Origin of the sequence: Myroides guanonis, from assembly GCF_900114085.1 — a bacterium.
In the GTDB taxonomy this organism is placed as follows: Bacteria; Bacteroidota; Bacteroidia; order Flavobacteriales; family Flavobacteriaceae; genus Flavobacterium; species Flavobacterium guanonis.
Window position 1 is genome coordinate 1 of the sequence record NZ_FORU01000010.1, and the last position, 26,974, is coordinate 26,974.

At 33.7% G+C, this 26,974-nt stretch carries 23 protein-coding genes; 14 read left to right on the top strand and 9 right to left on the bottom strand.

What is annotated here, in order from left to right:
• Positions 1–400: 400 nt before the first annotated feature.
• Together BM024_RS09025 and BM024_RS09030 are read right to left on the bottom strand one after the other, a co-directional pair.
• A complete protein-coding gene (locus BM024_RS09025) occupies positions 401–1,339 on the bottom strand; it encodes a GYDIA family GHMP kinase (RefSeq protein ID WP_090679458.1) in 939 nt (312 codons plus the stop codon).
• Positions 1,340–1,343: 4 nt separating this feature from the next.
• Entirely contained in the window at positions 1,344–2,660 is a 1,317-nt protein-coding gene (locus BM024_RS09030; protein ID WP_090679459.1) for a hydroxymethylglutaryl-CoA reductase, degradative, read from the bottom strand.
• Between the two features lie 260 nt (positions 2,661–2,920).
• On the opposite strand from BM024_RS09030, the gene BM024_RS09035 reads away from it, so the two are divergent.
• The 11 genes from BM024_RS09035 to BM024_RS09085 all read left to right on the top strand — a co-directional run bounded on the left by BM024_RS09035 (position 2,921) and on the right by BM024_RS09085 (position 16,148).
• Positions 2,921–3,277, top strand: coding sequence for a hypothetical protein (locus BM024_RS09035; RefSeq protein ID WP_143077749.1), 357 nt, complete (start codon positions 2,921–2,923; stop codon positions 3,275–3,277).
• A 450-nt stretch (positions 3,278–3,727) separates the two neighbouring features.
• Entirely contained in the window at positions 3,728–4,081 is a 354-nt protein-coding gene (locus BM024_RS09040; RefSeq protein WP_090679463.1) for a heavy-metal-associated domain-containing protein, read from the top strand.
• Between the two features lie 26 nt (positions 4,082–4,107).
• The gene (locus BM024_RS09045; protein WP_090679465.1) at positions 4,108–4,593 is read left to right on the top strand and encodes a TlpA family protein disulfide reductase; all 486 of its coding nucleotides are present in this window, start codon (positions 4,108–4,110) and stop codon (positions 4,591–4,593) included.
• A 1-nt stretch (position 4,594) separates the two neighbouring features.
• The gene (locus BM024_RS09050) at positions 4,595–5,116 is read left to right on the top strand and encodes a heavy-metal-associated domain-containing protein (RefSeq protein WP_090679467.1); all 522 of its coding nucleotides are present in this window, start codon (positions 4,595–4,597) and stop codon (positions 5,114–5,116) included.
• A gap of 3 nt (positions 5,117–5,119) precedes the next feature.
• Positions 5,120–5,926, top strand: coding sequence for a hypothetical protein (locus BM024_RS09055; protein ID WP_090679470.1), 807 nt, complete (start codon positions 5,120–5,122; stop codon positions 5,924–5,926).
• Positions 5,927–6,100: 174 nt separating this feature from the next.
• Positions 6,101–8,077, top strand: a complete 1,977-nt coding sequence (locus tag BM024_RS09060; protein ID WP_090679638.1) for a protein-disulfide reductase DsbD family protein — start codon at positions 6,101–6,103, stop codon at positions 8,075–8,077.
• 229 nt (positions 8,078–8,306) lie between these two features.
• Entirely contained in the window at positions 8,307–10,478 is a 2,172-nt protein-coding gene (locus BM024_RS09065) for a S9 family peptidase (RefSeq protein ID WP_090679472.1), read from the top strand.
• Between the two features lie 93 nt (positions 10,479–10,571).
• On the top strand, positions 10,572–12,059 hold the full coding sequence (locus tag BM024_RS09070) for a peptide MFS transporter (protein ID WP_090679474.1): 1,488 nt from the start codon (positions 10,572–10,574) through the stop codon (positions 12,057–12,059).
• A gap of 96 nt (positions 12,060–12,155) precedes the next feature.
• Positions 12,156–13,808 carry an MFS transporter gene (locus tag BM024_RS09075; RefSeq protein ID WP_090679477.1) on the top strand — a complete coding sequence of 551 codons (1,653 nt, stop codon included), beginning with the start codon at positions 12,156–12,158 and terminating at the stop codon, positions 13,806–13,808.
• Between the two features lie 72 nt (positions 13,809–13,880).
• Positions 13,881–15,644, top strand: coding sequence for a peptide MFS transporter (locus tag BM024_RS09080; RefSeq protein ID WP_090679479.1), 1,764 nt, complete (start codon positions 13,881–13,883; stop codon positions 15,642–15,644).
• Positions 15,645–15,695: 51 nt separating this feature from the next.
• Positions 15,696–16,148 (top strand): thioredoxin family protein, encoded by a 453-nt coding sequence (locus BM024_RS09085; RefSeq protein ID WP_090679482.1) that lies wholly within the window; start codon positions 15,696–15,698, stop codon positions 16,146–16,148.
• A 26-nt stretch (positions 16,149–16,174) separates the two neighbouring features.
• Here BM024_RS09085 and BM024_RS09090 read toward each other — a convergent pair whose 3' ends face one another.
• The 5 genes from BM024_RS09090 to surE are packed head-to-tail and all read right to left on the bottom strand — an operon-like array spanning position 16,175 to position 21,081.
• On the bottom strand, positions 16,175–18,184 hold the full coding sequence (locus tag BM024_RS09090) for a ComEC/Rec2 family competence protein (protein ID WP_090679484.1): 2,010 nt from the start codon (positions 18,182–18,184) through the stop codon (positions 16,175–16,177).
• A 49-nt stretch (positions 18,185–18,233) separates the two neighbouring features.
• The gene (locus tag BM024_RS09095; protein ID WP_090679486.1) at positions 18,234–18,866 is read right to left on the bottom strand and encodes a C40 family peptidase; all 633 of its coding nucleotides are present in this window, start codon (positions 18,864–18,866) and stop codon (positions 18,234–18,236) included.
• 35 nt (positions 18,867–18,901) lie between these two features.
• Entirely contained in the window at positions 18,902–20,029 is a 1,128-nt protein-coding gene (gene lpxB / locus BM024_RS09100; RefSeq protein WP_090679488.1) for a lipid-A-disaccharide synthase, read from the bottom strand.
• Entirely contained in the window at positions 20,030–20,323 is a 294-nt protein-coding gene (locus tag BM024_RS09105) for a hypothetical protein (protein ID WP_090679489.1), read from the bottom strand.
• Positions 20,311–21,081, bottom strand: coding sequence for a 5'/3'-nucleotidase SurE (gene surE / locus BM024_RS09110; RefSeq protein ID WP_090679491.1), 771 nt, complete (start codon positions 21,079–21,081; stop codon positions 20,311–20,313). The genes BM024_RS09105 and surE overlap by 13 nt, the downstream gene beginning before the upstream one ends.
• Before the next feature lie 183 nt (positions 21,082–21,264).
• Between surE and BM024_RS09115 the strand changes: the two genes are divergently transcribed.
• Positions 21,265–23,496, top strand: coding sequence for a carboxy terminal-processing peptidase (locus BM024_RS09115; RefSeq protein WP_090679494.1), 2,232 nt, complete (start codon positions 21,265–21,267; stop codon positions 23,494–23,496).
• Between the two features lie 3 nt (positions 23,497–23,499).
• The gene (locus BM024_RS09120) at positions 23,500–24,585 is read left to right on the top strand and encodes an ABC transporter permease (protein WP_090679495.1); all 1,086 of its coding nucleotides are present in this window, start codon (positions 23,500–23,502) and stop codon (positions 24,583–24,585) included.
• Here BM024_RS09120 and BM024_RS09125 read toward each other — a convergent pair whose 3' ends face one another.
• On the bottom strand, positions 24,586–25,443 hold the full coding sequence (locus BM024_RS09125; protein ID WP_090679497.1) for a glycoside hydrolase family 25 protein: 858 nt from the start codon (positions 25,441–25,443) through the stop codon (positions 24,586–24,588).
• Positions 25,444–25,777: 334 nt separating this feature from the next.
• Here BM024_RS09125 and BM024_RS09130 point away from each other — a divergent pair, with 334 nt between their 5' ends.
• Positions 25,778–26,047, top strand: a complete 270-nt coding sequence (locus BM024_RS09130; RefSeq protein WP_090679499.1) for a hypothetical protein — start codon at positions 25,778–25,780, stop codon at positions 26,045–26,047.
• Positions 26,048–26,095: 48 nt separating this feature from the next.
• Here BM024_RS09130 and BM024_RS09135 read toward each other — a convergent pair whose 3' ends face one another.
• Positions 26,096–26,920, bottom strand: coding sequence for a mechanosensitive ion channel family protein (locus tag BM024_RS09135; RefSeq protein ID WP_090679501.1), 825 nt, complete (start codon positions 26,918–26,920; stop codon positions 26,096–26,098).
• Between the last annotated feature and the right edge of the window lie 54 nt (positions 26,921–26,974).

Consider the following 26,974-nt stretch of genomic DNA (forward strand, 5'->3'; position numbering starts at 1 on the left):
AAGATGTACAGCAATCTTAGGACTACTAAATTACATGTACAGTTATAAGCAGGATTAATAACAATAACTGTACAGCTATACTAGGACGAGACAAAGTCTACGAAAATAATGGACTTTGAATGGACTTTAAGTGGACCTTTACTAGACTTTTAATGAAGAATCCCAGCTTATTCTACAGAGATCTTTATACGTTTATGTGTTTTTGAGCTACACGTCATTACGCCTTGGTCCGTAATCTCGTTTTATGAATTTGTTTATGAGACTGCGTGTCGGAGCCCGCAATGACTAGATATAGTTACGCACTAAGCGAGTTATAATACGAAATGATGAAGTTGACGAGATTACGAGTCGGAGGTCGCAATGATTAAGTAAAAACACAAAGTTTTACCTAAACTACTAATTAACAAGAAAGTATCATTTTAGAATACGGGATAACCGTAGTATAGCCTTTAGCTACAAAATAAGGAGTAGGATTGCTTTCTGAAGCCACTAATACAAAATCCCCTCCCCATGCTCCAAGACTTTTAATTGTTCCTGAAAAATCAGAAAAAAGAAGTTCTTGAACTGTATCTTGTTCCAAGATTACTTTCAAATACGCTTCGTGTTTCAATAATAATTCTTGAAAGTTCATTAGATCAGAACACAGCAGTAATTCATCTGTCAGCTTTTCAATTGAACTAAAAACATCAGAGAGATGATTCTTTTTCTCACGGTATTTTTGAATAGCCTCTTTACTACTCTGCTTTTGATTGAGATATACAAAGAATAGATTATCTGCAAAAGGTGGATTAAAGTCAACAGAAACTATTTCAGGTTTGTTTTCTGTTCTCCTGTAAGTAATAGGGGTATTGTGTTGCGCACAAGCAATATCATAACCGCTTCCGCCAAAAGAGCGTTCTAGCAGCTCAAAAGCATCTACTTCAAACCATTGCGCTACATTATTAATCCAAGTAGAAGAAGTTCCCAAGCCCCATAAACGAGGAAAACTAAGATGAGTTTCAACCCTAAACCCTGATCCCGAACTTAAAAGTTCTGGATTCATCAGATGAGCTGTTTGCAACACAGACAATAAAGTAGCATAAAAAGGATTTTTACTTTCAGACATCATTGGATTTACTTCTCCTTCAAGAGCAGTAACCTCATCTAACAATATAGTTTCATCAAGCCAAACAGTTCCATCCACATCATAGCTCGTCCAATGAACAATAGGTTCTTCCAAAGGTATTACACATAAATCCTGCCCACCAACTGTTGGCAATGCCAGTGCTTTAACCCCATCCAAAACTACATATTCAGCAGAAATTAGAAGCTTACCGTTACTGTAAAACCTTTTTTCCATGCCCTTATTTTCTTAAACTCTCTAATAGTTCAACAACTGCACTATGAGAGACTATATTTTTTTCAAAATGAGCAACTACTTTTTTGCGTTCATCATCTGTAGCTTTAAATTGATTTAGGATATTCATCAAGTGCATTTTCATATGTCCTTGTTGAATTCCCGTAGTTGTCAATGATTTTAAAGCGCCAAAGTTCTGTGCCAATCCAGCAACAGCCACTATTTCCATTAGTTCTTGAGCATTTGGATTTTGCAACATTTTCAAGGCTATTTTAACCATAGGATGAAGAGATGTTAAACCACCTACAGTACCCAATGCCAAAGGCAAATCAATCCAGAAAGTAAAAATACCGTCTTCTACTTTCGCATGAGACAAACTAGTATATTCACCACATCTAGAGGCATAAGCATGCACACCAGCCTCAACAGCTCTAAAGTCATTCCCTGTAGCTAACACCACTGCATCTACTCCATTCATGATTCCTTTATTGTGAGTAACCGCTCTATACGGCTCTACTTCTGCTATGCGGACTGCCTGAATAAACTTATCGACAAACTGCTGTGGATTTGGAATGTCCGAAGATTTTAAATCTTCAATAGCACAACTTACCTCAGCACGAACCAAACAATGCGGTACGTAATTAGATAAAATACTCATCACTACATCTATCTTTCTTTCTTCATCTGTAAAAGCACTATACTGAGCTGCTGCTGCTTTCAACGTTGCTGCTATTTGCTCCAAACATGAATTGATAAAATTAGCTCCCATACTATCCTTTGTTTCAAACGTAACATGCAGTTGATAGTAATTCTTTAACGCCTCTGTTTTGTCTCTTAATTCAATTTTATGAATTCCCCCACCTCTTTTATCCATGTTTTGGGTAATCGGAGCGGTAGCTTCATAAAACTTCACCTGAGTTTCCTCAATAAATTTTTCTAGTTTCTTACAATCGCCATGATACATGAAGTGTATTTGACCAATTTTCTCAGTACCTAAAACCGTAGCTTTAAAACCTCCTCTTTTAGACCAAAACTTAGCTGCTTTAGAAGCCGCAGCAACCACTGAACTTTCTTCAATAACCATCGGAATCGTATAAAAACGGTCATTGATTAAGAAATTAGGTGCAACACCAAATGGCAAATAAAAATTAGTAATGGTGTTTTCTATAAACTCATCATGAAGTTTTTGAAGGTCTTCGTCCGAATTCCAATATAGTTTAATCAACTCCAAAACCTCTTTGTCATCAGAAAAATAGGTTTTCGTTAACCAATTGATTTTTTCAATCTTTGTTAATTTCGAGAATCCACTTACTAATTTTGCCATTTTACTTACTGTTTTAAAAGACAAAGATAGCAGTTTTTGATAGATGTTAGAGCTTAGTTAATCGGGGTTTATCTTTTAGATAATAGTAATTGACATCTTTACCAATGAGAGACCGATGAACTAAAATTGCCAGTCCTATCATTACTTAAATAATATCATGGCTAGCAAATACATTTATAAAGAAAGAGAATAACTAAAATTTCATTTTTTTAAAAACATTAACAACATAATATTTAATAAAGATGTATGTTTGCATTGTAATGAATAGAAAAATATACATATTATTGCTTTTAGTGTTTAGTTTCCTTTTGGGACCTACACAGACGTTTGCATCTCCGATGCAAACAGACATGGCATGTTGTAAAGATTCATCTACAGAAATGTCTTGTTGTAAAGACGACAAAAAAGCTTCTGATTCAGAAATGGACTGCGGTAGTAGTTGTAAAAGTGCTAGTTGTGTTTGTCCGGTAGTAACGATATCACCTAACGTATTGTTTTCTGAAAATGAAAATGAAGCATTGTTTACGTTCTCTGATAAGAAGCAAAACTACCCTAATGCTGAAATCTTAATTTCTTCTGATTTCCGCTCTATTTGGTTACCTCCTAAATTAGGATAACCCACCCTATTCAATGATGTTTCACAACATCATTCTCAACCTTTTTAGGTTACAATTAATTTAAAATTATTCGATTAGTCACAGTACAATGGTTTTGCCGTTATCTTGTGGAGTAAAGTGAATTAGAATCACCTTATTGGTATTACCATATCATTTATCCTGATTCTCAAATCTCTTTAATTTTATTAATGCTAGACGAGGTCTATCAATTATAGTTATGCTTAAAAAGCGTTTCAACAATTGTTTCTCGTGATTCGCTATAATAACACTCCCTGCAAACGACTTCAACATTTTGCTTTTCTAGTTATTAAAAAACAACAGTCTGTTTATTGTAAATCAATACAATCTACACACTATAGGTACTACATCCATTTCATTCATCAGTCTCTAATAAACAAGAACTGACTAGAAATTAAACATTTAGTATTTTACCGTCAAAATTTAAAAAATATGAAAACTATTCAAACCTTATTTATAGCTGTTGCTTCATTATTTGTTGTAAGCAACTCACAAGCACAATCGAAAAACAAAGAAACTGCTACTGTCCAAATCAATGGAAATTGTGGTATGTGTAAAAAAGTAATAGAAACTGCAGCAAACCAAAAATCTGCAAAGTTAGAATGGGATAGCGCTACAAAAACTGCTTCACTAACTTACAACCCCAAGAAAACAAACGTGGAAGAAGTTTTGAAACGCGTCGCAGAAGCTGGGTATGACAATGAAAAATTTAAAGCAGATGATACTGTTTACAATAATCTTCATGGATGTTGTCAATATGAACGTGAGATATTAGTTAAAAAATAATACACTTCATACAAAACAAAAAGGACATGTTAAAGATAAAAAACATACTATCATTGGGTTTAATACTATTTAGTATCACTCTTACCCAAGCACAGATTAAAGTAGGAGATAAACTACCTAGCATTACTTTAAAAAGCAATAACAACAAAACAGTTAAACTAGATTCTTTCAGAGGAAAGACAGTACTAGTGGATTTTTGGGCATCGTGGTGTGCACCTTGTCGTGTAGGAAACAAAAGCTTAGTTAAGTTGTATGAAAAATACAAAGGACAAAATTTTGAAATCGTAAGTATCTCAATAGATACAGACGAAGCTAAATGGTTAAGAGCTATTGAAAAAGACAAGATGAAACACACACAGCTAATCGACCCTAAAGGTTTTAAAGCTCCATCTGCAATTTCTTTTGGAGTTGAAGCGCTACCGGCAGTATATCTTTTCGATGCTTCAGGTAAATTAATAAGCATTAACCCTACTGAAAAACAAATTATCACTCAAATTCAAAAAAAGAACTAATATGAAAACTTTCAATATAAAATTATTCGTACTTACATTAACTACATTATTTGCTGGTCTAACAGCCTCTGCTCAAATTTCTAAAGCGGAAATCATTGCTACCGGACTAACTTGCTCTATGTGTTCAAATGCTATCAACAAACAATTAGAAGCAATGCCTATTGTTGATCATATAACAACAGACTTGAATACTAATACATTTTCAGTTTTCTTTAAACCAGAGGTTGCCGTACAACCAAACACGTTAAAAGATGCAGTTGAAAAAGCAGGGTTCTTTGTTGGATCTATGGTTTTGACTGTTCAAGTTGATTCAGACAAAATTTCTGAAACAGGATTTAACCTTGACAACAATTCATACATCGTTTTAGATAAAAAAGGTACTGAAACAGGAGAAGCAAAATACCGTGTTCTAGATAAAGGTTTTGTTACTCAAAAAGAATTCAAAAAACTTTCTAAAACTCATTCTAAGACAGCTAGTTTCAAGGAAGGTTCTAAAAACAACTATCACGTACAAGCTATCTAAGACATGAGGAAATTATCAATACTTTTCATCTCTTTGCTTGGTTTTAGCAGTCAAGCACAAGAACTATTCGTAATGGCAGAACCTGCTAGTAACGCACCTGCAGGTTCTATTAGCGCTCGCGTTGGACAGTCTTTACTTAAAAATGAAATGACCGGTGGAAACATTTATTCAATTGCTCCAGAAGTAACGTGGGGAATCAATAAAAACTTCATGGTTAGAGGGTCTGCATTTTTAGACGACATGAACAATGGTCTTGGATTTTCAGGGGCGAGTGCCTATGCTAAATACCGTTTTTTATCTGTAGATGACATGCAAAGTCATTTTCGTATGGCGGCTTTTGGAAGATACAGTCACAGCAAAGGATTTATTCATCAAGAAGCTATTGATTTAGCAGGTATGAATTCAGGATTTGAAGCGGGGATTGTTGCGACTCAACTTATTAAAAAAGTGGCTATTAGCGCAACAGCTGGTTTCGTACAAGCATTTGACAATTCTTCTTACGATTTCCCAAGTGATTTTGGTAAAAGCGCTGTGAATTACAGCCTTTCAGTAGGTCGTTTAATGCATCCAAAAAAGTATACCAGTTTCAAAGAAACAAACATAAACACAATGCTTGAATTTGTAGGGCAAACCAATACAGAAAATGGAAAGTCTTATTTAGATATTGTTCCTTCTGTTCAGTTTATCATCAACAGTCAGGCTAGAGTTGATATTGCATACAAGAAAGAGCTTTACAGTTCACTTCACCGTATTAATACAGACGGTGTTTATTTGAAACTAGAATACACTTTCTTCAACGTTACTAAATAAACGAAACGGGATTGTTTTTCTTTATTTAAAAATAATCCCGACTCGTTTTTAAAACTCAAACAACAATTACAAATAATGCATTTGCTTTTCGATGATTTATATCATCGAGGCAACTGCTATTGTCTAAACTCAAATCGAATTCAGACTACAACTGAACTCGAAAAAAACTCAAAAATGAAGAAACTATTTTATCTATTCGCTTTGGCTCTGGTATTTACCACTGCTCAAGCTCAAATACTCAACCCGGTTAAATGGGAACCTAAAATTGAGAAACAAACAGATGGAAATTTCCTAATTACCCTAAAAGGAAACATCGAAAAAGATTGGCATGTTTACTCACAGTTTACACCTGAAGATGGTCCTCTACCAACAGAATTCATCTTTCATCAAGCTACTGATAATTACGAAATTATCGGAGAAGCCACCGAAAGCGAAACTCAAAGACAATTCAATACTGTTTTTGAGGTGGACGAGGTTTTCTTTGTGGACCAAGCCGTTTTTACACAACAAATCAAACAAACAAATCCAGAACACCAAAAAGTTCAATTGGAATTATTCTACCAAGTTTGTAAAGAGAGCTGCATTAGTGAAGTCAAGTTTTTCGAATTTGATTTAAAAACTTTAACCGCTAAAGAAATTACAGCTTCTGACATTAAAGAGGAAAATACAATAGCTACACCAGCTAAAAACGATATTGAAAAAACAGCTACATCAACTGAAAAAAAATCAGACACTAATTTAGCAACAATATTTTTCATCGCCTTCTTGTCTGGATTTGCAGCTCTACTTACTCCTTGTGTATTTCCAATGATTCCAATGACGGTTAGTTTTTTTACTAAACAAAGTAAAACCAAAGCCAAAGGAGTTAAAAATGCCTTGTTGTATGGATTGTCGATTATTTTAATCTATGTTTTCTTAGGCTCCGTTATTACATTGATTTTTGGAGCAGATGCTTTAAACGCCTTATCGACTAATGTATGGTTCAACGTTCTTTTCTTTGTATTATTAGTCGTATTTGCAACTTCCTTTTTAGGGGCTTTTGAAATTATGTTACCCCAATCTTGGGCTAACAAAGTGGATAAACAAGCAGACAGAGGTGGTTATATTGGAATACTTTTCATGGCATTAGCCTTAGCAATTGTGTCTTTTTCTTGTACGGGACCTATCATTGGGACTCTACTAGTTGAAGCTGCTTCTAAAGGAGGTATTGCACCAATTGTTGGTATGTTAGGTTTCTCCTCTGCATTAGCGCTACCTTTTATGTTGTTTGCTATGTTCCCAGGTTGGTTAAATAGCTTACCAAAATCAGGTGGTTGGTTAAACACAGTAAAAGTAACTTTAGGATTCTTAGAATTAGCACTTGCTTTCAAATTCTTGTCGAATGCTGATTTAGTATTACAATTACATTGGTTTGAACGCGAAACATTTTTAGCTATATGGATTGCTATTTTTGGAACTATGGCTCTTTATCTTTTTGGAAAAATTAGACTACCACATGATTCACCCACCGATAGTATTTCAGTAGGTCGTTTAGCAACTGGTTTAGTGGTTCTAAGTTTTACCATTTACCTTATCCCAGGGTTATGGGGAGCTCCATTAAAATTAATCAGTGGTTTCCCTCCTCCTATGACCTATAGCGAATCTCCTTATGGAGTTGGTGGTAGCGGAAAAACCTCTAACAACTCAGAATCTATTTCTTTACCTGATGGAGCACATAACGGCCCACACGGACTAATTGCATTTACAGATTACGATAAAGGAATGGCTTATGCAAAATCTGTAAACAAACCGGTCTTACTTGATTTCACAGGGTTCGCATGTGTTAACTGTAGAAAAATGGAAGATTACGTTTGGTCTGATCCACGCATTCACACTATCATTGATAAAGAAGTGGTTTTAATTTCTCTTTACGTAGATGACAAAAGAGAATTACCATTAGAAGAACAATATGTTTCACCAGAAACAGGCAAAAAAATAAAATCAATTGGAAACAAATGGAGTGATTTCCAAATCACTCGCTATAAAGCCAACGCACAACCTTATTACCTTGTCTTAGACACAGAAGGAAATAGCTTGAATGAAGCGGCAGGATATATGCCTGATGTTTCGGAATACGAAGCATGGTTACGCTCAGGAATAGATACTTTTTAATAAAACATCTTATTAAGGGACAGAAAAACTAAAACAGTATTTCTGTCCCTTTTTCTTTTCCCTCCAAGAAATTCGATTCTTTTATCACCTTCCACTACTAACTTTCCGAATCCAATACAATCAAACCATCTAATTATCTCTCAACCCGAAAAAGGTTAATTGGGGAAAAAAATTGGGCAGAATCAGATATTTTCACTAAAATTGGAAGTTTTTTTGACTTTAAAATATAATGAAATATCACTTTACTACCTTAATACTCTGTATTCTTAGTACAACTTTAAGTTTTGCGCAAAAGCAACTAACATTAGAAGAACTCTGGAGTGGAGCTTATCAAAGCACATCGATGCAAGCGGTCAATGCTCTGAAAAACAGCAATCAATACGCCAGAATTGAATTAAACACTCAAAACAAGTCGCAAGAGATAAATCTATATGATTTTAAAACTCTTGAAAAATCAAAGACTATTTTCAGTACTCAAAACCACCCATCTATAGAGAATATAGATGCATATGTATTTGATGACAGAGAAGAAAAAATGCTAATTGCGACTCATTCAGAGCCCATTTACAGACATTCTTCTGTTGCAACTTATATGATTTACGATTTACAATCAAAAAAAATAAAGTCATTTACAGATAGAAAAATATCTGAACCTACCTTTTCTAAAGATGGTACTAAAATAGCTTATGCTTTCGAAAACAATCTTTACATCTACGATTTACAGTCTGAAAAAACAATTACTGTAACTACAGACGGAAAGAAAAACCATATCATCAATGGTATTTCGGATTGGGTATATGAAGAAGAATTCGCAGTTGTACGTATGTTTGAGTGGAGTTTAGAAGGTGATAAGTTGGCTTATGTTCGCTTTGATGAAACTAATGTTCCTGAATATTCAATGGATATTTATGGCAATGGATTATATCCAACACAACAGGTTTTCAAATACCCAAAAGCAGGTGAAGAAAACGCTAAAGTAAGCCTACATCTATACGACTTACAGTCTCAAAAGAGCAACACTATAGATTTATCTGAATTTCACGATTTCTACATTCCTAGAATCAAATGGACAAATGATAATAATTTCTTGAGCTTTCAAGTGATCAATAGACATCAAAATGATTTAAAACTTTATTTCGTCGATGCAAAAAGTATTCAAAAGAAACTAATACTCAACGAAAAAGACCCTGCTTACGTAGATATTACTGACCACTTGACTTTTTTAAAAGACAATAGTTTTGTTTGGACTAGCGAAAAAGACGGTTACAACCACCTATATCACTTTGATAAAAACGGAAAACAACTCAATCAAATTACAAAAGGGAATTGGGATCTTACGAGCTATTATGGCATTGATGAAAAATCAAAAACGCTGTATTATCAATCTGTAGAACGCGGTTCTACTACACGCGACATTTATGCTATTCAAATTAATGGAACGGCTAAGAGAATCTTAAGTAAAGAAACAGGAACAAACAGTGCTGTATTCAGCCCTGACTTCAACTATTTCATACTATCACATTCTTCTCATACGAATCCTATTAGCTACACATTAAATAGATCTAAAGACGGAAAGCTGATTAAAAACATTTTAGACAATAAAAAACTAATAGATAAGTTAGAATTATATCAACTACCTAAAAAAGAGTTTTTCACTATTCCAACTGAGAACAATTGGGAAATGAATGCTTGGATAATGAAGCCAAAAGATTTTGATCCTTCTAAAAAATATCCAATTTTAATGTATCAATACAGTGGACCAGGTTCTCAACAAGTAGCAAACAAATGGTGGGACTCTAATGACTTTTGGCACGCAATGTTGACTCAAAAAGGATATATTGTAGTTGCAGTTGACGGACGCGGAACTGGATTTAAAGGAGCTGAGTTCAAAAAAACAACTCAAAATCAATTAGGTAAGCTCGAAGTTGAAGACCAAATAATTGCAGCTAAATATTTGAAAAATATTAACTATATTGACGCCGCAAGAATTGGGATTTGGGGATGGAGTTTTGGAGGCTTTATGTCTAGTAATTGTTTACTAAAAGCAAACGATATTTTCAAGACAGCCATCGCAGTAGCTCCTGTTACAAATTGGAGATATTATGACACTGTTTATACGGAGCGTTATTTAAAAACACCCCAAGAAAACCCATCAGGGTATGACGATAACTCTCCTATTTTCTTTGCCAATCAATTAAAAGGAAACTTTTTATTGATACACGGCTCTGCGGATGACAATGTGCATGTACAAAATAGTATGGCTATGATTGAATCTCTAGTCCAAGAAAACAAAACATTTGACTGGTTAATTTACCCAGACAAGAATCATGGAATCTATGGAGGACAAACAAGACTTCATCTATATACCAAAATGACAAAGTATATTTTAGAGAATTTGTAAAGCGATTTTCAGCAATACACTAAATTAATTTTATATTTTTGGCGGCACGCATTGTTAACTCAAACTTAAAAAAGAATTAAACATACCTAAAAAATGACAACAGAACAACAACAATTAGAAGCGATTCATAATTTCGAAGGAAAATATCCCAAACAACTTTGGTATTTATTTTTAGTAGAAATGTGGGAACGTTTCTGTTTCTATGGAATGCGTGGAGTATTAGCCATTTTTATGGTAGATGTTTTACTTCTTTCAGGAAAGGACGCTAACCTTAAATACGGCGCAATCCAAGCATTTGTTTACGCTTTTACTTTTATTGGAGGAATCTTTGCAGATAAAATATTAGGATTTAAAAAGTCATTGTTATTTGGAGGTATCGTAATGATTACCGGAAACATACTAATTGGTTTAAATCCTCACGACTTCTTTTATTATGGAATTACCTTAAGTATCATCGGAACTGGTTTTTTTAAACCAAATATTTCTTCGATGGTTGGAGAATTATACCGTGAAGGAGACCCTAGACGTGATGCTGGTTTCAGTTTATTCTATTCAGGTATCAACATTGGAGCACTTTTAGGTGGAGCTCTATGTGTATATTTAGGTAAAACAATTGGTTGGAACTATGCATTCTTTGCAGCTGCAATTGCAATGATTGTTGGTGTTCTTTTATTCTTAGCGACTAAAAAAGCTTTAGGTCCTATTGGAAACTCTCCACTTGAACACTTACCTACAAAGAAAAGAGGTATTAGAGAAATTGCTGTTTACGTAGGTGCTGCTTTGAGTATTCCATTAATTCATGCAATGATTGTTGATACAGACTACACGGATTACTTCATGTACGCTATTGGTCCAGTTGCTTTGATATATTTCTTTTACGAAGTTTCAAGAATGGAATCTTCAGCTGCTAAAAAGAAAATGTTCGCTGCATTGCTTTTCATAGCATTCTCGATAATATTCTTTGCTTTCTTTGAACAAAGTGGTGGTTCATTATCTTTGTTTGCTAAGGACAATCTTAATAGTGATTTATTATTTTTCTCGATTGACCCAAATATCGTAAATAACGTATCGAATGCCTTTTTCGTAATTCTTTTTGCTCCAATTGCTGGACTAATTTGGGTTGCGTTAAGTAAAAAGAAATTAGAACCTAATACTGTAGTTAAATTCGGAATGGGATTCTTATTCCTTGCAGGTTCATTCTTCATCTTATACTCAACAAAATACTTTGCTGGTCCAGATGGAATTACTTCTTTAAATATTTTCACATCAGCATATTTAGTTATGACTTTAGGTGAGCTTTGCTTATCTCCTATTGGTTTATCAATCATGACGAAACTTTCACCAAATCGACTAGTTGGTATGATGATGGGATTGTGGTTTTTAGCTTCTGCTTATGGACAGTATGTTGCAGGGCTATTAGGTGCAAACATGGCTTCTCCAAACGAGAATGCAACAAACTTGGAGAAACTTACATTATATACAGATGGATACTACCAATTAGCTATTTATGCTTTAATTGCAGGAGTTCTTCTTATAGTTATCTCTCCATTCATTCGTAAACTAATGCAAGAGGTTAAATAAACTTCTGAAAAATATCAAAAGCGACTTGAAAAAGTCGCTTTTTTGGATTTTAATAACTACAACTAACTATATCACAACTTTTAAAAAAAACTGAATATGTCAGATAATAAAAGATCGTTCTTTCAGACGATTCAATCATTTAACAAGACTTTTTGGCTTGCCAGCTTCATGGAACTTATGGAGCGTTGGGCATGGTACGGTATTTACGCTTTAGTTGGTTTGTATTTGGTAGGTTCAACAGATACTGGCGGACTGGGTTTTGACCATATACAAAAAGGAAACATAATGGGTAACATTGTAGGAATTCTTTATTTCTTACCCTTGTTTTTCGGTGTTATTGCCGACCGAATTGGTTACAAACTTTCGCTTACTATTGCCTATATTATTATGATAGTTGGTTACTATCTAATGGGAGAAGTACAAAGTTATTGGAGTGTTTATATGGTTTTTTTACTCGTTGCAGTAGGTGCAGCATTCTTTAAACCTGTTGCCTCCGCACTTGTCGCTCGAAATACCGATGAAACTACAGGAACACTTGGCTTTGGGATTTTCTATATGATGGTAAATATCGGTGGATTTATAGGTCCTGCTATGTCCTCAGGTTTGCGTACGACCTATGGTTGGAAAATCATATTTATTCAGGCAGCGGTTGTAATTGCAATCAATCTAGTCGTTTTATTGATATTTTATAAAGAACCTAAAATAGAAAAACCTAAAGATTCGATTGGCAAAGCCATCAAAGATTCTATTATTGGAATTTTCGAAGCATTAAAAGATGTTCGCTTAGGTATCTTATTATTGTTAATGATTGGTTTCTGGACCATGTTCAACCAGTTGTTTAATACTCTGCCTAACTTTATTGAAGACTGGGTAAACTCATCTGCCATTAGTTATTGGTTAAATCAAAACATTCCTGTTCTAGGATCATTAATGACACAAGACGGACTTGTTAAACCAGAATGGTTTACCAATATCGATTCATTCATGATTATTTGTTGCCAAGTAACTATTTCTTTCTTTGTTACTAAAATGCGTCATATCAATGCTGTTATCCGTGGTGCTATCATTGCTACTATTGGTGTTGGATTGACTTTTTACACGAATAACCCGATATTTACGATACTTGGAACTATGATTTTTGCAATGGGAGAAATGATGTCTAGCCCAACGGTTTCATCGTTTATTGCTTTAATTACTCCTAAAGGAAAAGAAGGTCTGTATCAAGGAACTTATTTTTTACCTGTAGCAGCAAGTTATTTTGTTACTAGTTACATTTCGGGAAGCCTATACCAATCGTGGTCAGATAAATTATCATTGTTGCAAAAAGAAATGACTACTAGAAACATTGAAATGCCTCAAGTGGTAACCAACGAACAATTTATAGAACAAGGTTCAAAAGCTCTAAATATGTCAATATCGAGTTTTGAAAAACAATTTAATCTAAAAGCTGAATCAGTAGATTGGGCTGTTGTCGGACAATCCTTTAAAGATTACGCTACAAACAAGGCCATCGATGTAAGTCAAATACACCTTCCTTTTTCTAAAAACGAATACTTTGCTCTCGCAGAACAAAAATTAGGAATGGGACATTGGGAAATGGTTGATATGCTTTGGAACACTTATAATCCAAATAAAATATGGTTTGTGATTGTTGGTATTGGATTGTTCTCTATCGTATCCTTAATGATTTATGACAAACTAGTTATTAAACCATTAGAACGAAAAGAAAGAGAGCGAAAAGCGATATAAAAAAACAACCGATTAAAATAAATAATTTTATTATCTTTCACAATTGATTTTAAACATAAACACTACAAATTAATGGCATCAGAAGCTACTCACCCTGAGTTTTTCAAATCCAGGGTTTTAGGTCACCCAGCAGGACTATTTGTTCTTTTCTTTACCGAAATGTGGGAACGCTTCTCTTTCTACGGAATGAGAGTATTATTAATTCAATTTTTAACAGCTAAAGTTCTTTTCGACGATCCTTTCTCTGGTTGGGGTTGGAGTGCTGAACAAGCTGGTGCATTATACGGTACTTACGCTATGTTACTTTATCTAACACCGATTTTAGGAGGGGTTATAGCAGACAAGTATATTGGTTCTCGTTGGGCTGTTATTGTTGGAGCTATCATCATGACCATAGGTCACGCTGCAATGGCATTTGACGCTAAAATAATGTTCTTTACCGGATTAGCTTGTTTGGTTATAGGTACTGGTTTTTTCAAACCAAATATGCCTTCTATGTTAGGAGAAATGTACAAAAGTTTACCAGAAAAGAAAGACGGTGCATACACTATTTTCTACATGGGAGTTAATGCAGGTGCATTCTTCGGAATGATGCTTTGTGGATATATTGCTGAAACACAAGGATGGCACTATGGTTTTGGTCTTGCAGGAATTTTCATGTTACTAGGAACCATTCAATTCTGGTTATCAAAACCTCTTTTTGGAACAATTGGAGAAGTTGTTAAAGTTGACATCAACGCAGTTAAAACTGCTGCTGAAGAAGAAGAAGACAAAGAAACTAAGAACCCTTTTAGTCTTAAAGACTATATATTAATTGGTTTTGTTTCTATTGTTGGTTTGCTATATGCTTTCAACGACCCATTATCTAAAAATGGAGTAATCGATATTTTCTCATCTTTAGACACGCCTATCCTTAGAGGTCAAAACATTGTTGCTCTAGTAGCTTTAATTGTCTTTATTTACTTAGTAGTATCACGTATTAAGAGATATGGAAAAATCATTAGAGACCGTATGTTTGCGGTAATATTACTTGCGTTCTTCTTGATGTTTTTCTTCATGAGTTTTGAACAAGGAGCTACTTCATTGGTTCTTGTTGCAAGAGATTATGTTGACCGTTCACTAACTGGAACTTCCTTAATGGTGTTCAACGTTATAAACACGTGTTTAACAATTATCCCCCTAGCTATTATCTCATGGGTTCTAATCTTATTGGCTAAAGCAACTTGGAAGAAAATCGCTTTATCAAACATTATTCTTTTTGTTTGTTTTGGAGCTATTTGGGTAGCTGCTATTTGGATGTTAAACAATGAATTCTCTAAAGAAGTTTCTGAAATTACTGTTTCATGGTTCTCAATTCTGAATTCGTTTTTTATTATTGCTTTTGCTTCTTCTGTCTCTAAACTTTGGGATTCTAAATACAACCCACCTGCCGCATTTAAATACGGTATCGGTCTAATTTTAGTTGCTATTGGATTCTTAATTTTAGGTTTAGGAGCTATGGGATCTATGGAAGGAGTTAAAATGTCTATGATATTCTTAGTTTTAACATATCTATTCCACACTCTTGGAGAGCTATTTATTTCTCCAGTAGGTCTTTCGTATGTATCAAAACTAGTACCTGGAAAAATGCTTGCCTTTATGTTTGGTATGTGGTATTTAGCGTTAGCAATCGCTCAAAAATTCGCTGCTATTTTAGGTGGACAAATCGAAGTTATCAAAGAGAGTTACTCTTTGAGTCATTTCTTTTTCTTATTCACTTTAATTCCAGCCCTAGCAGGTGTTCTTGTAATGATTTTAAATCCTATGCTTAAAAAATTAATGCATGGAGTAAAATAATTGGCAACCTTTTTGCTTATATAATCAACGAGATATTTAAAATACAATACAATGAAAAAAATAATAGTACTATTTAGCTTAGCTTTACTTAGTTTTTCAGCTCAAGCACAAGAAATTAAATGGATGAGCTTCAGCGAAGCTATTGCAGCACAGAAAAAAGTTGCTAAACCTATTTTCATGGATGTCTACACGGATTGGTGTGGTCCTTGTAAAATGTTAGACAGAAACACATTTAGTGATCCTGGTGTTGTATCGCACATCAACCAAAACTACTATGCAGTAAAATTCAATGCTGAAGGAACAGAAGAAATCAATTTCAACGGTAAAAAATTTACTAATCCAAATTTCGACCCTAATAGAAAAGGAAGAAATGCAATGCATGAATTCACTGGATTTTTAAGAGTACCAGGTTATCCTTCAATGATTGTTATTGATGAAAAAGGTTCTGTTAAGAAAACTATGGTTGGGTACAAAACACCAGAGCAATTGAGAGCAGATATTTAATATGCTACAAAAGCTTTAAATACTTATTACAATTTATAGAATCCCTTTTCCGATATATCGTGAAAAGGGATTCTTTTTTTATTACAACTCTCCTTGATATATCCTTTAATCCATTGCGGCATATTGCTCGCTAGAACCACCAACTTAGGATCTGTTTGTTCAAATAAACGATCATAATTCAGTTTAACAGCATTCGTTATTAATAGTACATCTTGTTTATCATTTATATACAATACTTCCGGTTTGCTTACAACTAAATATCTACTATCATTATATTCAAAACCTATAGGCATTTTACTAAATGATATATTATCTATCCAATTCACTCTTTGATAATCTGTAATGATTTTATGATACCTTTTCTCTTCAAAATGATCTGAGTAAACCACTGACTCATCTTTTTCCTTTACAAATACTAATATACCTTTCGAATCGCTTGACACAATCAAACCGCTTTCTCTTCTCAAATTATAATCAATAAAAAACACATTTAACTGAACTATAAAAATTGCAACCAACACAATCAATATCTTTTTGCTATTAAAACGTTTAAGACAAACTCCTAAACTAAACAAAAACAGCCCTAGACTAAACAATAATGTATAGTGAAAAACAACATTATCTGAAGTTCCAAATGGAAGACCATTTACCACTTTAATACCATAAACCAACAATTGACTTAACCATTCAAACACATAAGCCACGAGCTTTGCTAGATCTAACCATACAAATGAAAAAAACAATATAATAAAACCAGAAAACAACAATAGAGTCACTAATGGAATAGCAACTATATTTCCCAATAAAAAATACCATGGAAATTGGTGGAAATAAAATAACAATAGTGGAAATATTCCAACCTGTGCTGCAATGGATACTGCCACCAAATCTTTAAAATAACGAAAAGCCCACCACTTTGAATAAGTGTACTTTTTAAAAATAGGATAAAAGAATAATATGGAAAAAACGGCGGCATAACTCAATTGAAACCCTATATCATAGATCCACTTAGGGTTTAAACATAAAGAGAATAACATCGCAAACCCAACGGTATTCATAGAATATGGTTGACGCCTATATAAACGAGCTACAGACACTATTGTAAACATTAAAACCGCTCTAAAAACTGAAGCAGATAAACCAGACAATAAAGCAAAACCCCATAAACAGAGTAAAATCAACAACTCTCTAGGAATTCTAGGTATCCATTTAAAAAGAAATTGAAGCATCATAAACAATATCCCTACATGTAAACCTGAAATAGCAAGTACATGCATGACACCTGTATTTTTAAAATCTCGAATCAAATCTGAATCCAATGAGTTTCTTTCTCCAAATAACAAGGAGATTCCCAGTTGCGAAGCTTGATTCAAACTAAAAGCACTTTGAAACCGCTCCATCATATTTAGCCTACCACGAGCCACATCAAGCCCCCAGTTAGATTTTTCACCAATCTTATAGGAATTATTCTCTGAGAGCCTCAACTGCCCGTAAACCTCTTGATTATGCAAATATTTAGAATAATCAAAACCCCCTAAGAAACGCAATGGAGTCAACTTACTAACTCTAGTGTAACAAAACCATTGTTCTCCAATTTTAGGTGTTCTACTATCTAATGGTAAAGACACTAGTAGCTTTCCTTTTACTTCCTTATTATCTATTCCTTCCAAAGACGCATAGAATCGCTGATTATAAGAATTGCTTTTTAGCTCTTCTCCGAATACAATAGATATGGAATGATTTTCATTATCCATAAAAGGTTCAATATGATTTAACTGATATGAATTAGCATCATGTATGTGATAGGTAACCAATCCCAATGAAAAGAATGTAAAACAAGTCATTGCATAAAATAGCAAAGACAACCAGGAATATTTAAAGTATTGAAATGGTTTCAAAAAAGAAATAAGAATCAAGCCAACAATTGCTATTATTAATAACAATACAGCCCGACCAAAACCAATAAATTCATTGGAAACCAACCCTATGATAAAGGTTGTAAGTATCCCTAAAAAAGAAAATTTCAATACCCTCATTATATAAAGATATTGAAATTTTAAATATGTTTTTCAGTAAGTAACTGTCTTACAACATCGTTTTGTCGTAAACTCTGTTAATCTGAGCAAATGTTTTATGATAATAAGCTTCTTTAGTAGAAGAGATAATAACCCCCTTTGATGTAGAAGAATGAATAAATTTAATTTCATCATCTAATACTTCTGTAACAATTCCTACATGACTAATTCTAGATCCTCTTGTTTTAAAGAAAATCAAATCACCTTTTTGAGCTTCATTCTTAGTAACCTTATCTCCTATTGTTGCCATATCTCGAGAACTTCTTGGCAAGGAAATATTAAAAGTATTAAATGCTGTAGTAACTAACCCCGAACAATCCATCCCATTTTTGGTTGTTCCTCCAAATCGATAACGCACTCCTATATTATCATTTGCAACATTAAGAAGTTGCTCTGTCAAATAGTTGATTTCATCTAACTCTTCATTTGCATCTATCTCTTCTAATAGAGCTCCTAATTCTTCGACACTAACCTTCTCTTTATCTACATAAGCGTATTCAGCGTTTTGAGCTTCAGCTTTCTTAGCGGGCTTCTTTTTCTTTGGTCCATTTTCAAGTTGCATATTACTAGCATTTTCATTTGACCATATCTGTTCAGTGGCTAAAAAACTTAACAATACTAAAGCTAAAACGTATTTTTTCATAGGATTCTGCAATGGGTTATCTTACAAATATAAATTTATTTTTTAAATGTCAAAGCTAAATTTTCAATTATTGCCTTAGCAGTCTGCATACTAGCACCTTTTCCACCTAATTTTTCAATTAATAAATCGTAATTATTCAACATTTTCAAACGGGTCTCTCCGCTAATTATTTTTAAAAACTCTTCTTCTATTCTTTTGGTATTGCAGTCATCTTGAATTAACTCCACTACAATATCATCGTCCATAATTAAATTCACTAGCGAGATATAGCGCAACTTAATAATTCGTTTAGCAATAGCATAAGAAATAGGACTGCCCTTATACAAAACTACTTGAGGCACTCTAAATAGCGCAGTTTCTAACGTAGCTGTTCCAGAAGTTACCAAAGCTGCATGAGCTACATTAAGCAAAGCATATGTTTCTTTAAACACTAAAGAGCAATTGGTGCTTTTAATAAACTTCTCATAGAATTCACGTTCTTGTCCTGGTGCACCTGCAATCACAAATTGATAATCTGTGTATTTACTTGTCACACTTAACATTTCGGTCAACAATTTGCTAATTTCTTGTTTACGACTACCTGGTAAAAGAGCTATAATAGGTCTTTCATCCAATCCGTGTTTCATTCTAAAATCTTCAATCTCTTTAGAACGAAAATCCTCAATCTCATCAATCAACGGATGTCCTACAAACTGAACAGCATAACTGTGCTTAACTTCATAAAACTCTTTTTCGAAAGGCAATATCACATACATATAATCAACATCTCTCTTGATTGCCTTAATCCTACTTTCTTTCCAAGCCCATATTTGTGGTGAAATATAATAATGAGTAGGTATTTGCCTTTCCTTTGCCCATTTAGCAATACGCATATTAAAGCCTGGGTAATCAATAAAGATAATAGCGTCAGGATTGAATTTTTCGATATCCTTTTTACAAAAAGAGATATTCCTTAATATGGTCTTTAAGTTTTGCAAAACTTCTATAAAGCCCATAAAAGCCAAATCTTTATAATGCTTTACCAAAGTCCCCCCTACAGCCTGCATAAGATCACCACCCCAAAAACGTATTTCCGCCTTAGGATCATTCTCATACAATGCCTTCATTAAATTAGAACCATGTAGGTCTCCTGATGCTTCTCCAGCTATAATATAATACTTCATCTATAAGAACAAGGTTATTATCGTCAATACAATAATTGCTAAAACGCTCCCTCTAGCTTTTAAATCTTGTCGTTTTTTAATCAGTACTGTAAATACCGCTAAATTCAACAAACTCCCTATCGCAATAATCCTGCCTAAATTTTTACTTTTAAGAATAATTTCAAAATTTGAGAATAAATTATAATGTGTAAACAGTTCTAAATAAATTATACTGCCCAATATTGTAGCAATAACTCCAATTAAAAATCCAATAAGCATTTGGACAAACATATTTTTTTTCATTAAATCTCCCATGAATTAAGTTCTGGTATAGCATGATAAGCGGTCAAATCGAATTGCACTGGAACTATAGAAATAAATCCGTGTTCTAAGGCCCATTCATCTGTATCTTCTCCTTTGTCTTGATTAACAAATTCTCCTGTTAGCCAATAATATTCTTTACCATGAGGATTGACTCTCTTATCAAAATTTTCAACCCATGTAGCTTTAGCTTGTCTACACACGCGAATTCCCTTTATATCCTCTGTCTTGAGTTTTGGAAAGTTCACATTTAACACAACCCCTCTTGAAATAGTGTTTTTTAAAGCTTCTTGAGTGATTTTTTTTATAAATGGTTTTACCTGTTCAAAATCGGCACCCCAATCAAAATCCATCAAAGAGAATCCAATAGCAGGAATTCCACTCATACCAGCTTCCATTGCAGCACTCATTGTACCAGAATATATTACATTTATGGATGAATTTGCACCGTGATTTACACCAGAAACACACAAATCTGGTTTTCTATCCAATACTTGCGAAAGTGCAATCTTTACACAATCTACAGGTGTTCCTGAACAACTATATTCCTTATTTATATCAGAATCAATATTCACCTTTTGCAGTGTCAGAGTGCTATTAATTGTTACCGCATGCCCCATAGCCGACTGAGGGCTATCAGGAGCTACAACAACCACTTCTCCTAACTCTTTCATTACATCTATCAAAGCACGGATTCCCGGAGCTACTATACCGTCATCATTGGTAACTAATATCAATGGTTTTTGTTTCATTTCGTTTTTTTATTTACATTCGCTAAAGTAATAAATATATCGTAAATCCTAGTTCAACCCAATGACTGTTTACTTTTCAAAAACAACAGCCCATTTATTAAATTCTGCGTTTTTTAACAAAGAATTATCGGGAAAGACAATTTTTCGACATCAATTTTGGTTACTTTAGATTAAAATATTTTAATGAATACTATTTGGGCATTTATGAAAAAGAACTATAAAGTTATATTTCTCGTACTGGGTATAGCTGCCCTACTTTGGGGCTTTATACCTAAAAAAGATAAAGATAATCCAGAAAAAGACCAACTCCTTTTAGAATTGATAACCTATCTATTGGAAAAAGGGCATTATGACCCAGTTAAGATAGACGATAATTTCTCTAAAGAAGTATATAAAGAATACATCAAAGCACTAGATCCTACGAAGCGCTTTTTCATTCAAGCGGATATAGATGAGTTTGCTAAATATGAATACTTAATTGATGATATGATTCAGTTAAAGGACTTTTCATTTTTTGACCTTACTGAAGAGCGAATTGTTCAACGCATGCACAACGCAAAAGACATCTATAAAGAGATTCTAGCTACACCATTTGACTATAATGTAGATGAAGTTTTTGATGCGGATTATGACAAACAAGCTTTTGCTGCTAATGAAGACGCTTTAAAGCTGCGTTGGAAAAAGCAATTAAAGCTAAATGTTTTATCTACTATTCACGATAAGATGAAAATTCAAGAAGCTGGGAACTCAAAAGAGGAAGACTTGAGTGATGAAGAACTCAGTGAAATTACAGGAGAAATAGATGTTGAAACAACTACAAAAAAGACTCCAGCTGAAAAAGTTGAGATAAAAAGCTTTGAAGAATTAGAAATAGAATCAAGAGAAAGCACCTTAAAATCATTAAATGAATATTTTGAATTTGTCGATGATTTAGAAAGAAAAGACTGGTTCTCAGTATACATCAACACCATTGTTGAACGCTTTGACCCTCATACATTCTATTTCGCTCCGGAAGACAAAGAAAAGTTCGACGAAAGTATGAGCGGTAGTGTTGAAGGAATTGGGGCTCAATTGAGAAAAAAGAATGACATCACAGAAATTACAGAACTTATCCCAGGAGGTCCTGCATGGAGAGGAAAAGAATTAGAACAAGGTGATTTAATTCTTAAAGTAGCTCAAGGAGACGAAGAACCTGTAGATGTTGTTGGAATGCGACTTGAAAATGTTGTAAAACAAATAAAAGGTAAAAAAGGAACAGTTGTTAACCTGACTGTTAAGAAGATAGACGGCACTATAAAAGTAATCTCTATTACTAGAGAAGTAGTAGAATTAGAAGATACTTATGCCAAATCTAGCATTGTAATTGATGGAGACAAAAAATACGGTTTCATTCAACTGCCTAAATTCTATATAGACTTTAAGGACAAAAAAACACGTAATGCCTATACAGACGTAGCAAAAGAAATTGAACATCTTAAAGCACAGAATATAGATGGGATTGTCATGGACTTAAGAAACAACGGAGGAGGATCTCTACAAACCGTTGTTGATATGGCAGGTTTATTTATTCCACAGGGTCCAGTTGTACAAGTTAAATCGTCTCAAGGCAAGAAAGATGTTCTTTACGACAAAGACACAAAAGTTCAATGGGATGGTCCATTAGTAGTTTTAGTAAACAACTTCTCAGCATCTGCTTCAGAAATTTTCGCTGCTGCTATTCAAGACTATAACCGTGGAATCGTTATTGGAAGTAAACATACCTACGGAAAGGGTACCGTTCAAAATGTTGTAGACTTAAATGAACTATTGAAAAACCAACCTTATGGTGATTTAGGAGCATTAAAAGTAACACTTCAAAAGTTCTATAGAATTAATGGGGGCTCTACACAAAAAGAAGGAGTTTTAAGCGATATCATACTTCCAGATCGTTATTCATATATTGATATGGGTGAGCGAGACATTGAAAATGCGATGCCATGGGATAAAATTGACAAAGCAAATTATATACCATTCAAAAATAATTTCCAAAAAGCAATTGCACAAAGTAAAGTTCGTATTGCAAACAATGCACAATTTAAATTAATTGACGAAAATGCTCAATGGATAAACCAACGCAAAGATGAAAAATCTTTTGATTTAAACTTTGATAAATACGAAGCTAAACAAAAGGAAATTGAAGAAATGGCTAAAAAGTTTAAGCCAATTTCAAAATATAACAATCATCTATCATTCAAGTCACTACCGTATGAAAATGAACGTATCAAGGCAGACTCAATTCTAGAAAAGAAAAGAGACAGCTGGCACAATTCGTTAGAACGCGATGTATACATTGAAGAAGCTGTCAATATTCTAAAAGACCTTTCTCAAACCTCTTTATCTATTAAGAACAAACAAAAGGATTTCGAGAAACTATAATTCATGCACACTAAAAATAAATCTAACACATCTATTGCGCTCCAAAAATTTAAAAAGAATTTTTGGGGCGTTTTGTGTTTTTGGTTTATCATAGCACTTTCCTTTCTATCTATTTTTGCCTATTTCATCATTCCTGACGATTCACAGCATGCAAATTCTGGAGACATTAGTTTAAGATCTCAGTCTCCTGGTTTTAAAATTAATGTTTTAAACCAGCACCCCCAACCTATTAAAACATGGAATGAATATTGGAATGGTAGAACCAATCCATCTTCAAGCATACCCCTTTCAGAATATCATATTGAAAAAGACACACTTTTTTATAAAGCATATTCAAACAATCCGGCACTTGAAGAAGAGCACAATCTATTCATTGGAGAATATTCACAAGAACAATTAGGTAATCTAATCAAAGAAAAAACATATTATTTAGGCACAGACAACCAAGGAAGAGATTTTTTAAGTCGGCTTATCTTAGGCTCAAGGGTCTCCTTAGCCATTGGTTTTATAGCTGTTTTTATATCATTAATAATCGGAATTACACTAGGTTCTGTAGCAGGTTATTTTGGAGGATGGATAGATAGTTTCATTCTTTGGCTCATTAACATTGTATGGTCTATACCCACTCTTTTATTAGTTATAGCTATAACATTAGCCATAGGAAAAGGATTTTGGCAAGTATTTATTGCTGTAGGCCTCACTATGTGGGTAGAAGTCGCAAGAGTAGTCAGAGGTCAAGTAATAAGTATAAAAGAACAACAGTATATAACTGCCGCCAAAGCGTTAGGATATTCGAATTTAAGAATCATACGAAAACATATTTTACCGAATTGTATGGCTCCTATAATAGTTATCTCTGCTGCAAACTTTGCTTCTGCAATACTCGTTGAAAGCGGATTGAGTTTCTTAGGTCTGGGAGCTCAGGTTCCAGTTCCTAGTTGGGGTGCTATGATTAAAGAGAACTATAATTACATAATACTAGGAAAACCATATTTAGCCCTTATTCCCGGTATTGCAATGTTCTTATTAGTAATGAGTTTCATGCTTATTGGAAATAGCCTTAGAGATGCTTTAGACACCAAAAACTAACTATCTCACCAATAGTTTTCGAATTTCTGACCGATTACCATTAAACACATTCACATCTACCTTACCATCTATCCCATTTATCACACCTTTCTCAGTAAATTGCCAGAAATGCCATTCCGGTTTAATTTCCTCTACAAAGAAATTGTAGTTCGCAATCCATACAACATGGTCTGGAAACCATTTCTGTAGATTCTTAGAGTAATAATGCTCTCCCGAATAAAGTATAGGTTTAATCTTATATTCTTTCTCAACAATATCCATCCATTTTTTCAACCCTACCACCAAACTATCCATAGACTGTCTTTTAGGTAATTCTTCAATATCCAAAACAGGAGGCAAATCCCCTTCACTTAAACGAACATTTTTTATAAAGTTATGCGCTTGCTCAACTGAGTTTTCATCAGGTCTATAATAATGATACGCACCTCTGATAAAATGATTTGCACGAGCACCTCTCCAATTCAATTCAAATGCTTTGTCTTTTCCATCTGTTCCCATAGTAGAACGAATAAAAACAAATTCCAACAAACTATGTTGAGCAATGGAATCAATTTCTTCCCAAGAAATAATTCCTTGATATTGAGACACATCAAAACCTATCATTTTTTCTGAATGCCTACTTAACACTTCAACATTTCTGATGTCATATACCGTTTTCTCAGCTTTCAGATCCTTATCAGAATTAAATAAATAATTTATACCATCCTTAAAAGAAATACCAAACCAAATACCAAACCCCACAAAAATAATCGCAACACTAATCCATTTGACACGACTCCATATCAAAACTCCCTTAGGCTGCTTTTTTTTTCTTTTGCGTACTGGTTGCTTTCTTATATTTTTAGTCGAGGAAGTCATAACAAAAATTTGAGCGCTAAAATACAATATATAGTATAAAAGAATCAATACTTATACTCCATTTTATACATTCAAGAAATCAAAAAAGTGCTTACAACAACTCGAGAATATCCAACAAAACATCATTATTATTTTGTATACAAAATACCTTTACATGTAAAATTAAAACTTCTAAATAATATTAAATTTTGTAATATATTTGTGATTAAATTATTATAACACTAACAAAATTTAATTACGAAAAAATTAGCTTTAGGCTTAATCATTCGTAAGTTTATCATCATGCAGCAAAAGCGATGACAATGGCGGAAATTCACAAGATGGTACTTACACTGTGAAATTAATTGGAAGCTCAAATGTAGACATACAACAAATTGCTATTACTAAAGGTGATGGTACTACAGAAACTTTCATGGAAGATTACGGAAATTCATGGGAAAGAGAAATCACTACAAAAAATGGATTTTCAGCAGAAGCAAACGCACGTGTGACTGATGGCAAATCTGGAAAATTAGAAGCACAAATAATTAAAGATGGTAAAGTAATCAAAACTAGTAATTCAGAAGGCCCTATTCTGCTAGTATCAGTCTCTACCTTCCAATAACACAAAACCTTGTACCCCAAAAGTTTTACCGCTTCTTGGGGTATCATTTTATTGTTCTAACCGCAAAACAGGTACTGGGAGTTTTATTCCACTTTCCTTAAACTGCCTATCTATTTCAAATCTAATATCACTGGAAATTCTATCATTATCAAAAGCCTTATTTATAAAATAATGCAATACGAATCTAACAGAAGACTCTCCAAATTCATTCAAAAAAACAAGAGGCGCAGGTTCTTTTAAAACCTCAGGATTACCTCTAACTGACCCCAATAACAGCTCTTTTACTTTTTGCGAATCCGTTCCTATATAAACCCCTACATCAATCTTAACACGAACAACTTCATTATTCTGAGTCCAATTCCGAATAGTATCATCCATAAACTTCCTGTTAGGAATAATGAAAACTCGGTGATTTCTTGTAATTGCTGTTGTTGAACGCAGATGAATCATCTCTACACGAGCTACCTCTCCTTCAATTTCTATAACATCACCTACAGTTAGTGTCTTATCTAAAAGTATATAGATCCCCGCAATTAAATCTTGAAATATTTTTTGCAGAGCAAACCCCAAACCTACAAACAAAGCTGCAGAAGCCGTTAAAAACATATTAATATTTATACCTACAGCATTCAGTATAAAAAAGAACATGATAATATAAACGAAATAACTTACGAAATTAAAAACACTATTTAATCGACCAACATCCTCCATATTGGTGACTTTAACAATCGTCTTCTTCAAAAAGCGCAACCCAAACCGAGTCAATAACAAAGTAAAGACAATAAATATAACCGTCCCTATAGTTACACTTATCGACTTACTAGCATAAATTTCATACTCTAAAAGCCATTGTAGCCATTTTCCAATTTTCATTCTTATTCCAAATTAATTTAACATCAAAATTATTTCTCCAAACACACCCTACCA

Coding starts and splice junctions, on each gene's coding strand:
- BM024_RS09030 (WP_090679459.1), bottom strand. CDS start 2,660: ATGGCAAAATTAGTAAGTGGATTCTCGAAATTAACAAAGATTGAAAAA.
- BM024_RS09060 (WP_090679638.1), top strand. CDS start 6,101: ATGAAGAAACTATTTTATCTATTCGCTTTGGCTCTGGTATTTACCACT.
- BM024_RS09080 (WP_090679479.1), top strand. CDS start 13,881: ATGGCATCAGAAGCTACTCACCCTGAGTTTTTCAAATCCAGGGTTTTA.
- surE (WP_090679491.1), bottom strand. CDS start 21,081: ATGAAACAAAAACCATTGATATTAGTTACCAATGATGACGGTATAGTA.
- BM024_RS09085 (WP_090679482.1), top strand. CDS start 15,696: ATGAAAAAAATAATAGTACTATTTAGCTTAGCTTTACTTAGTTTTTCA.
- BM024_RS09120 (WP_090679495.1), top strand. CDS start 23,500: ATGCACACTAAAAATAAATCTAACACATCTATTGCGCTCCAAAAATTT.
- BM024_RS09065 (WP_090679472.1), top strand. CDS start 8,307: ATGAAATATCACTTTACTACCTTAATACTCTGTATTCTTAGTACAACT.
- BM024_RS09050 (WP_090679467.1), top strand. CDS start 4,595: ATGAAAACTTTCAATATAAAATTATTCGTACTTACATTAACTACATTA.
- BM024_RS09125 (WP_090679497.1), bottom strand. CDS start 25,443: ATGACTTCCTCGACTAAAAATATAAGAAAGCAACCAGTACGCAAAAGA.
- BM024_RS09040 (WP_090679463.1), top strand. CDS start 3,728: ATGAAAACTATTCAAACCTTATTTATAGCTGTTGCTTCATTATTTGTT.
- BM024_RS09135 (WP_090679501.1), bottom strand. CDS start 26,920: ATGAAAATTGGAAAATGGCTACAATGGCTTTTAGAGTATGAAATTTAT.
- BM024_RS09045 (WP_090679465.1), top strand. CDS start 4,108: ATGTTAAAGATAAAAAACATACTATCATTGGGTTTAATACTATTTAGT.
- BM024_RS09055 (WP_090679470.1), top strand. CDS start 5,120: ATGAGGAAATTATCAATACTTTTCATCTCTTTGCTTGGTTTTAGCAGT.
- BM024_RS09025 (WP_090679458.1), bottom strand. CDS start 1,339: ATGGAAAAAAGGTTTTACAGTAACGGTAAGCTTCTAATTTCTGCTGAA.
- BM024_RS09115 (WP_090679494.1), top strand. CDS start 21,265: ATGAATACTATTTGGGCATTTATGAAAAAGAACTATAAAGTTATATTT.
- BM024_RS09090 (WP_090679484.1), bottom strand. CDS start 18,184: ATGAGGGTATTGAAATTTTCTTTTTTAGGGATACTTACAACCTTTATC.
- BM024_RS09075 (WP_090679477.1), top strand. CDS start 12,156: ATGTCAGATAATAAAAGATCGTTCTTTCAGACGATTCAATCATTTAAC.
- BM024_RS09095 (WP_090679486.1), bottom strand. CDS start 18,866: ATGAAAAAATACGTTTTAGCTTTAGTATTGTTAAGTTTTTTAGCCACT.
- BM024_RS09070 (WP_090679474.1), top strand. CDS start 10,572: ATGACAACAGAACAACAACAATTAGAAGCGATTCATAATTTCGAAGGA.
- BM024_RS09035 (WP_143077749.1), top strand. CDS start 2,921: ATGAATAGAAAAATATACATATTATTGCTTTTAGTGTTTAGTTTCCTT.
- lpxB (WP_090679488.1), bottom strand. CDS start 20,029: ATGAAGTATTATATTATAGCTGGAGAAGCATCAGGAGACCTACATGGT.
- BM024_RS09105 (WP_090679489.1), bottom strand. CDS start 20,323: ATGGGAGATTTAATGAAAAAAAATATGTTTGTCCAAATGCTTATTGGA.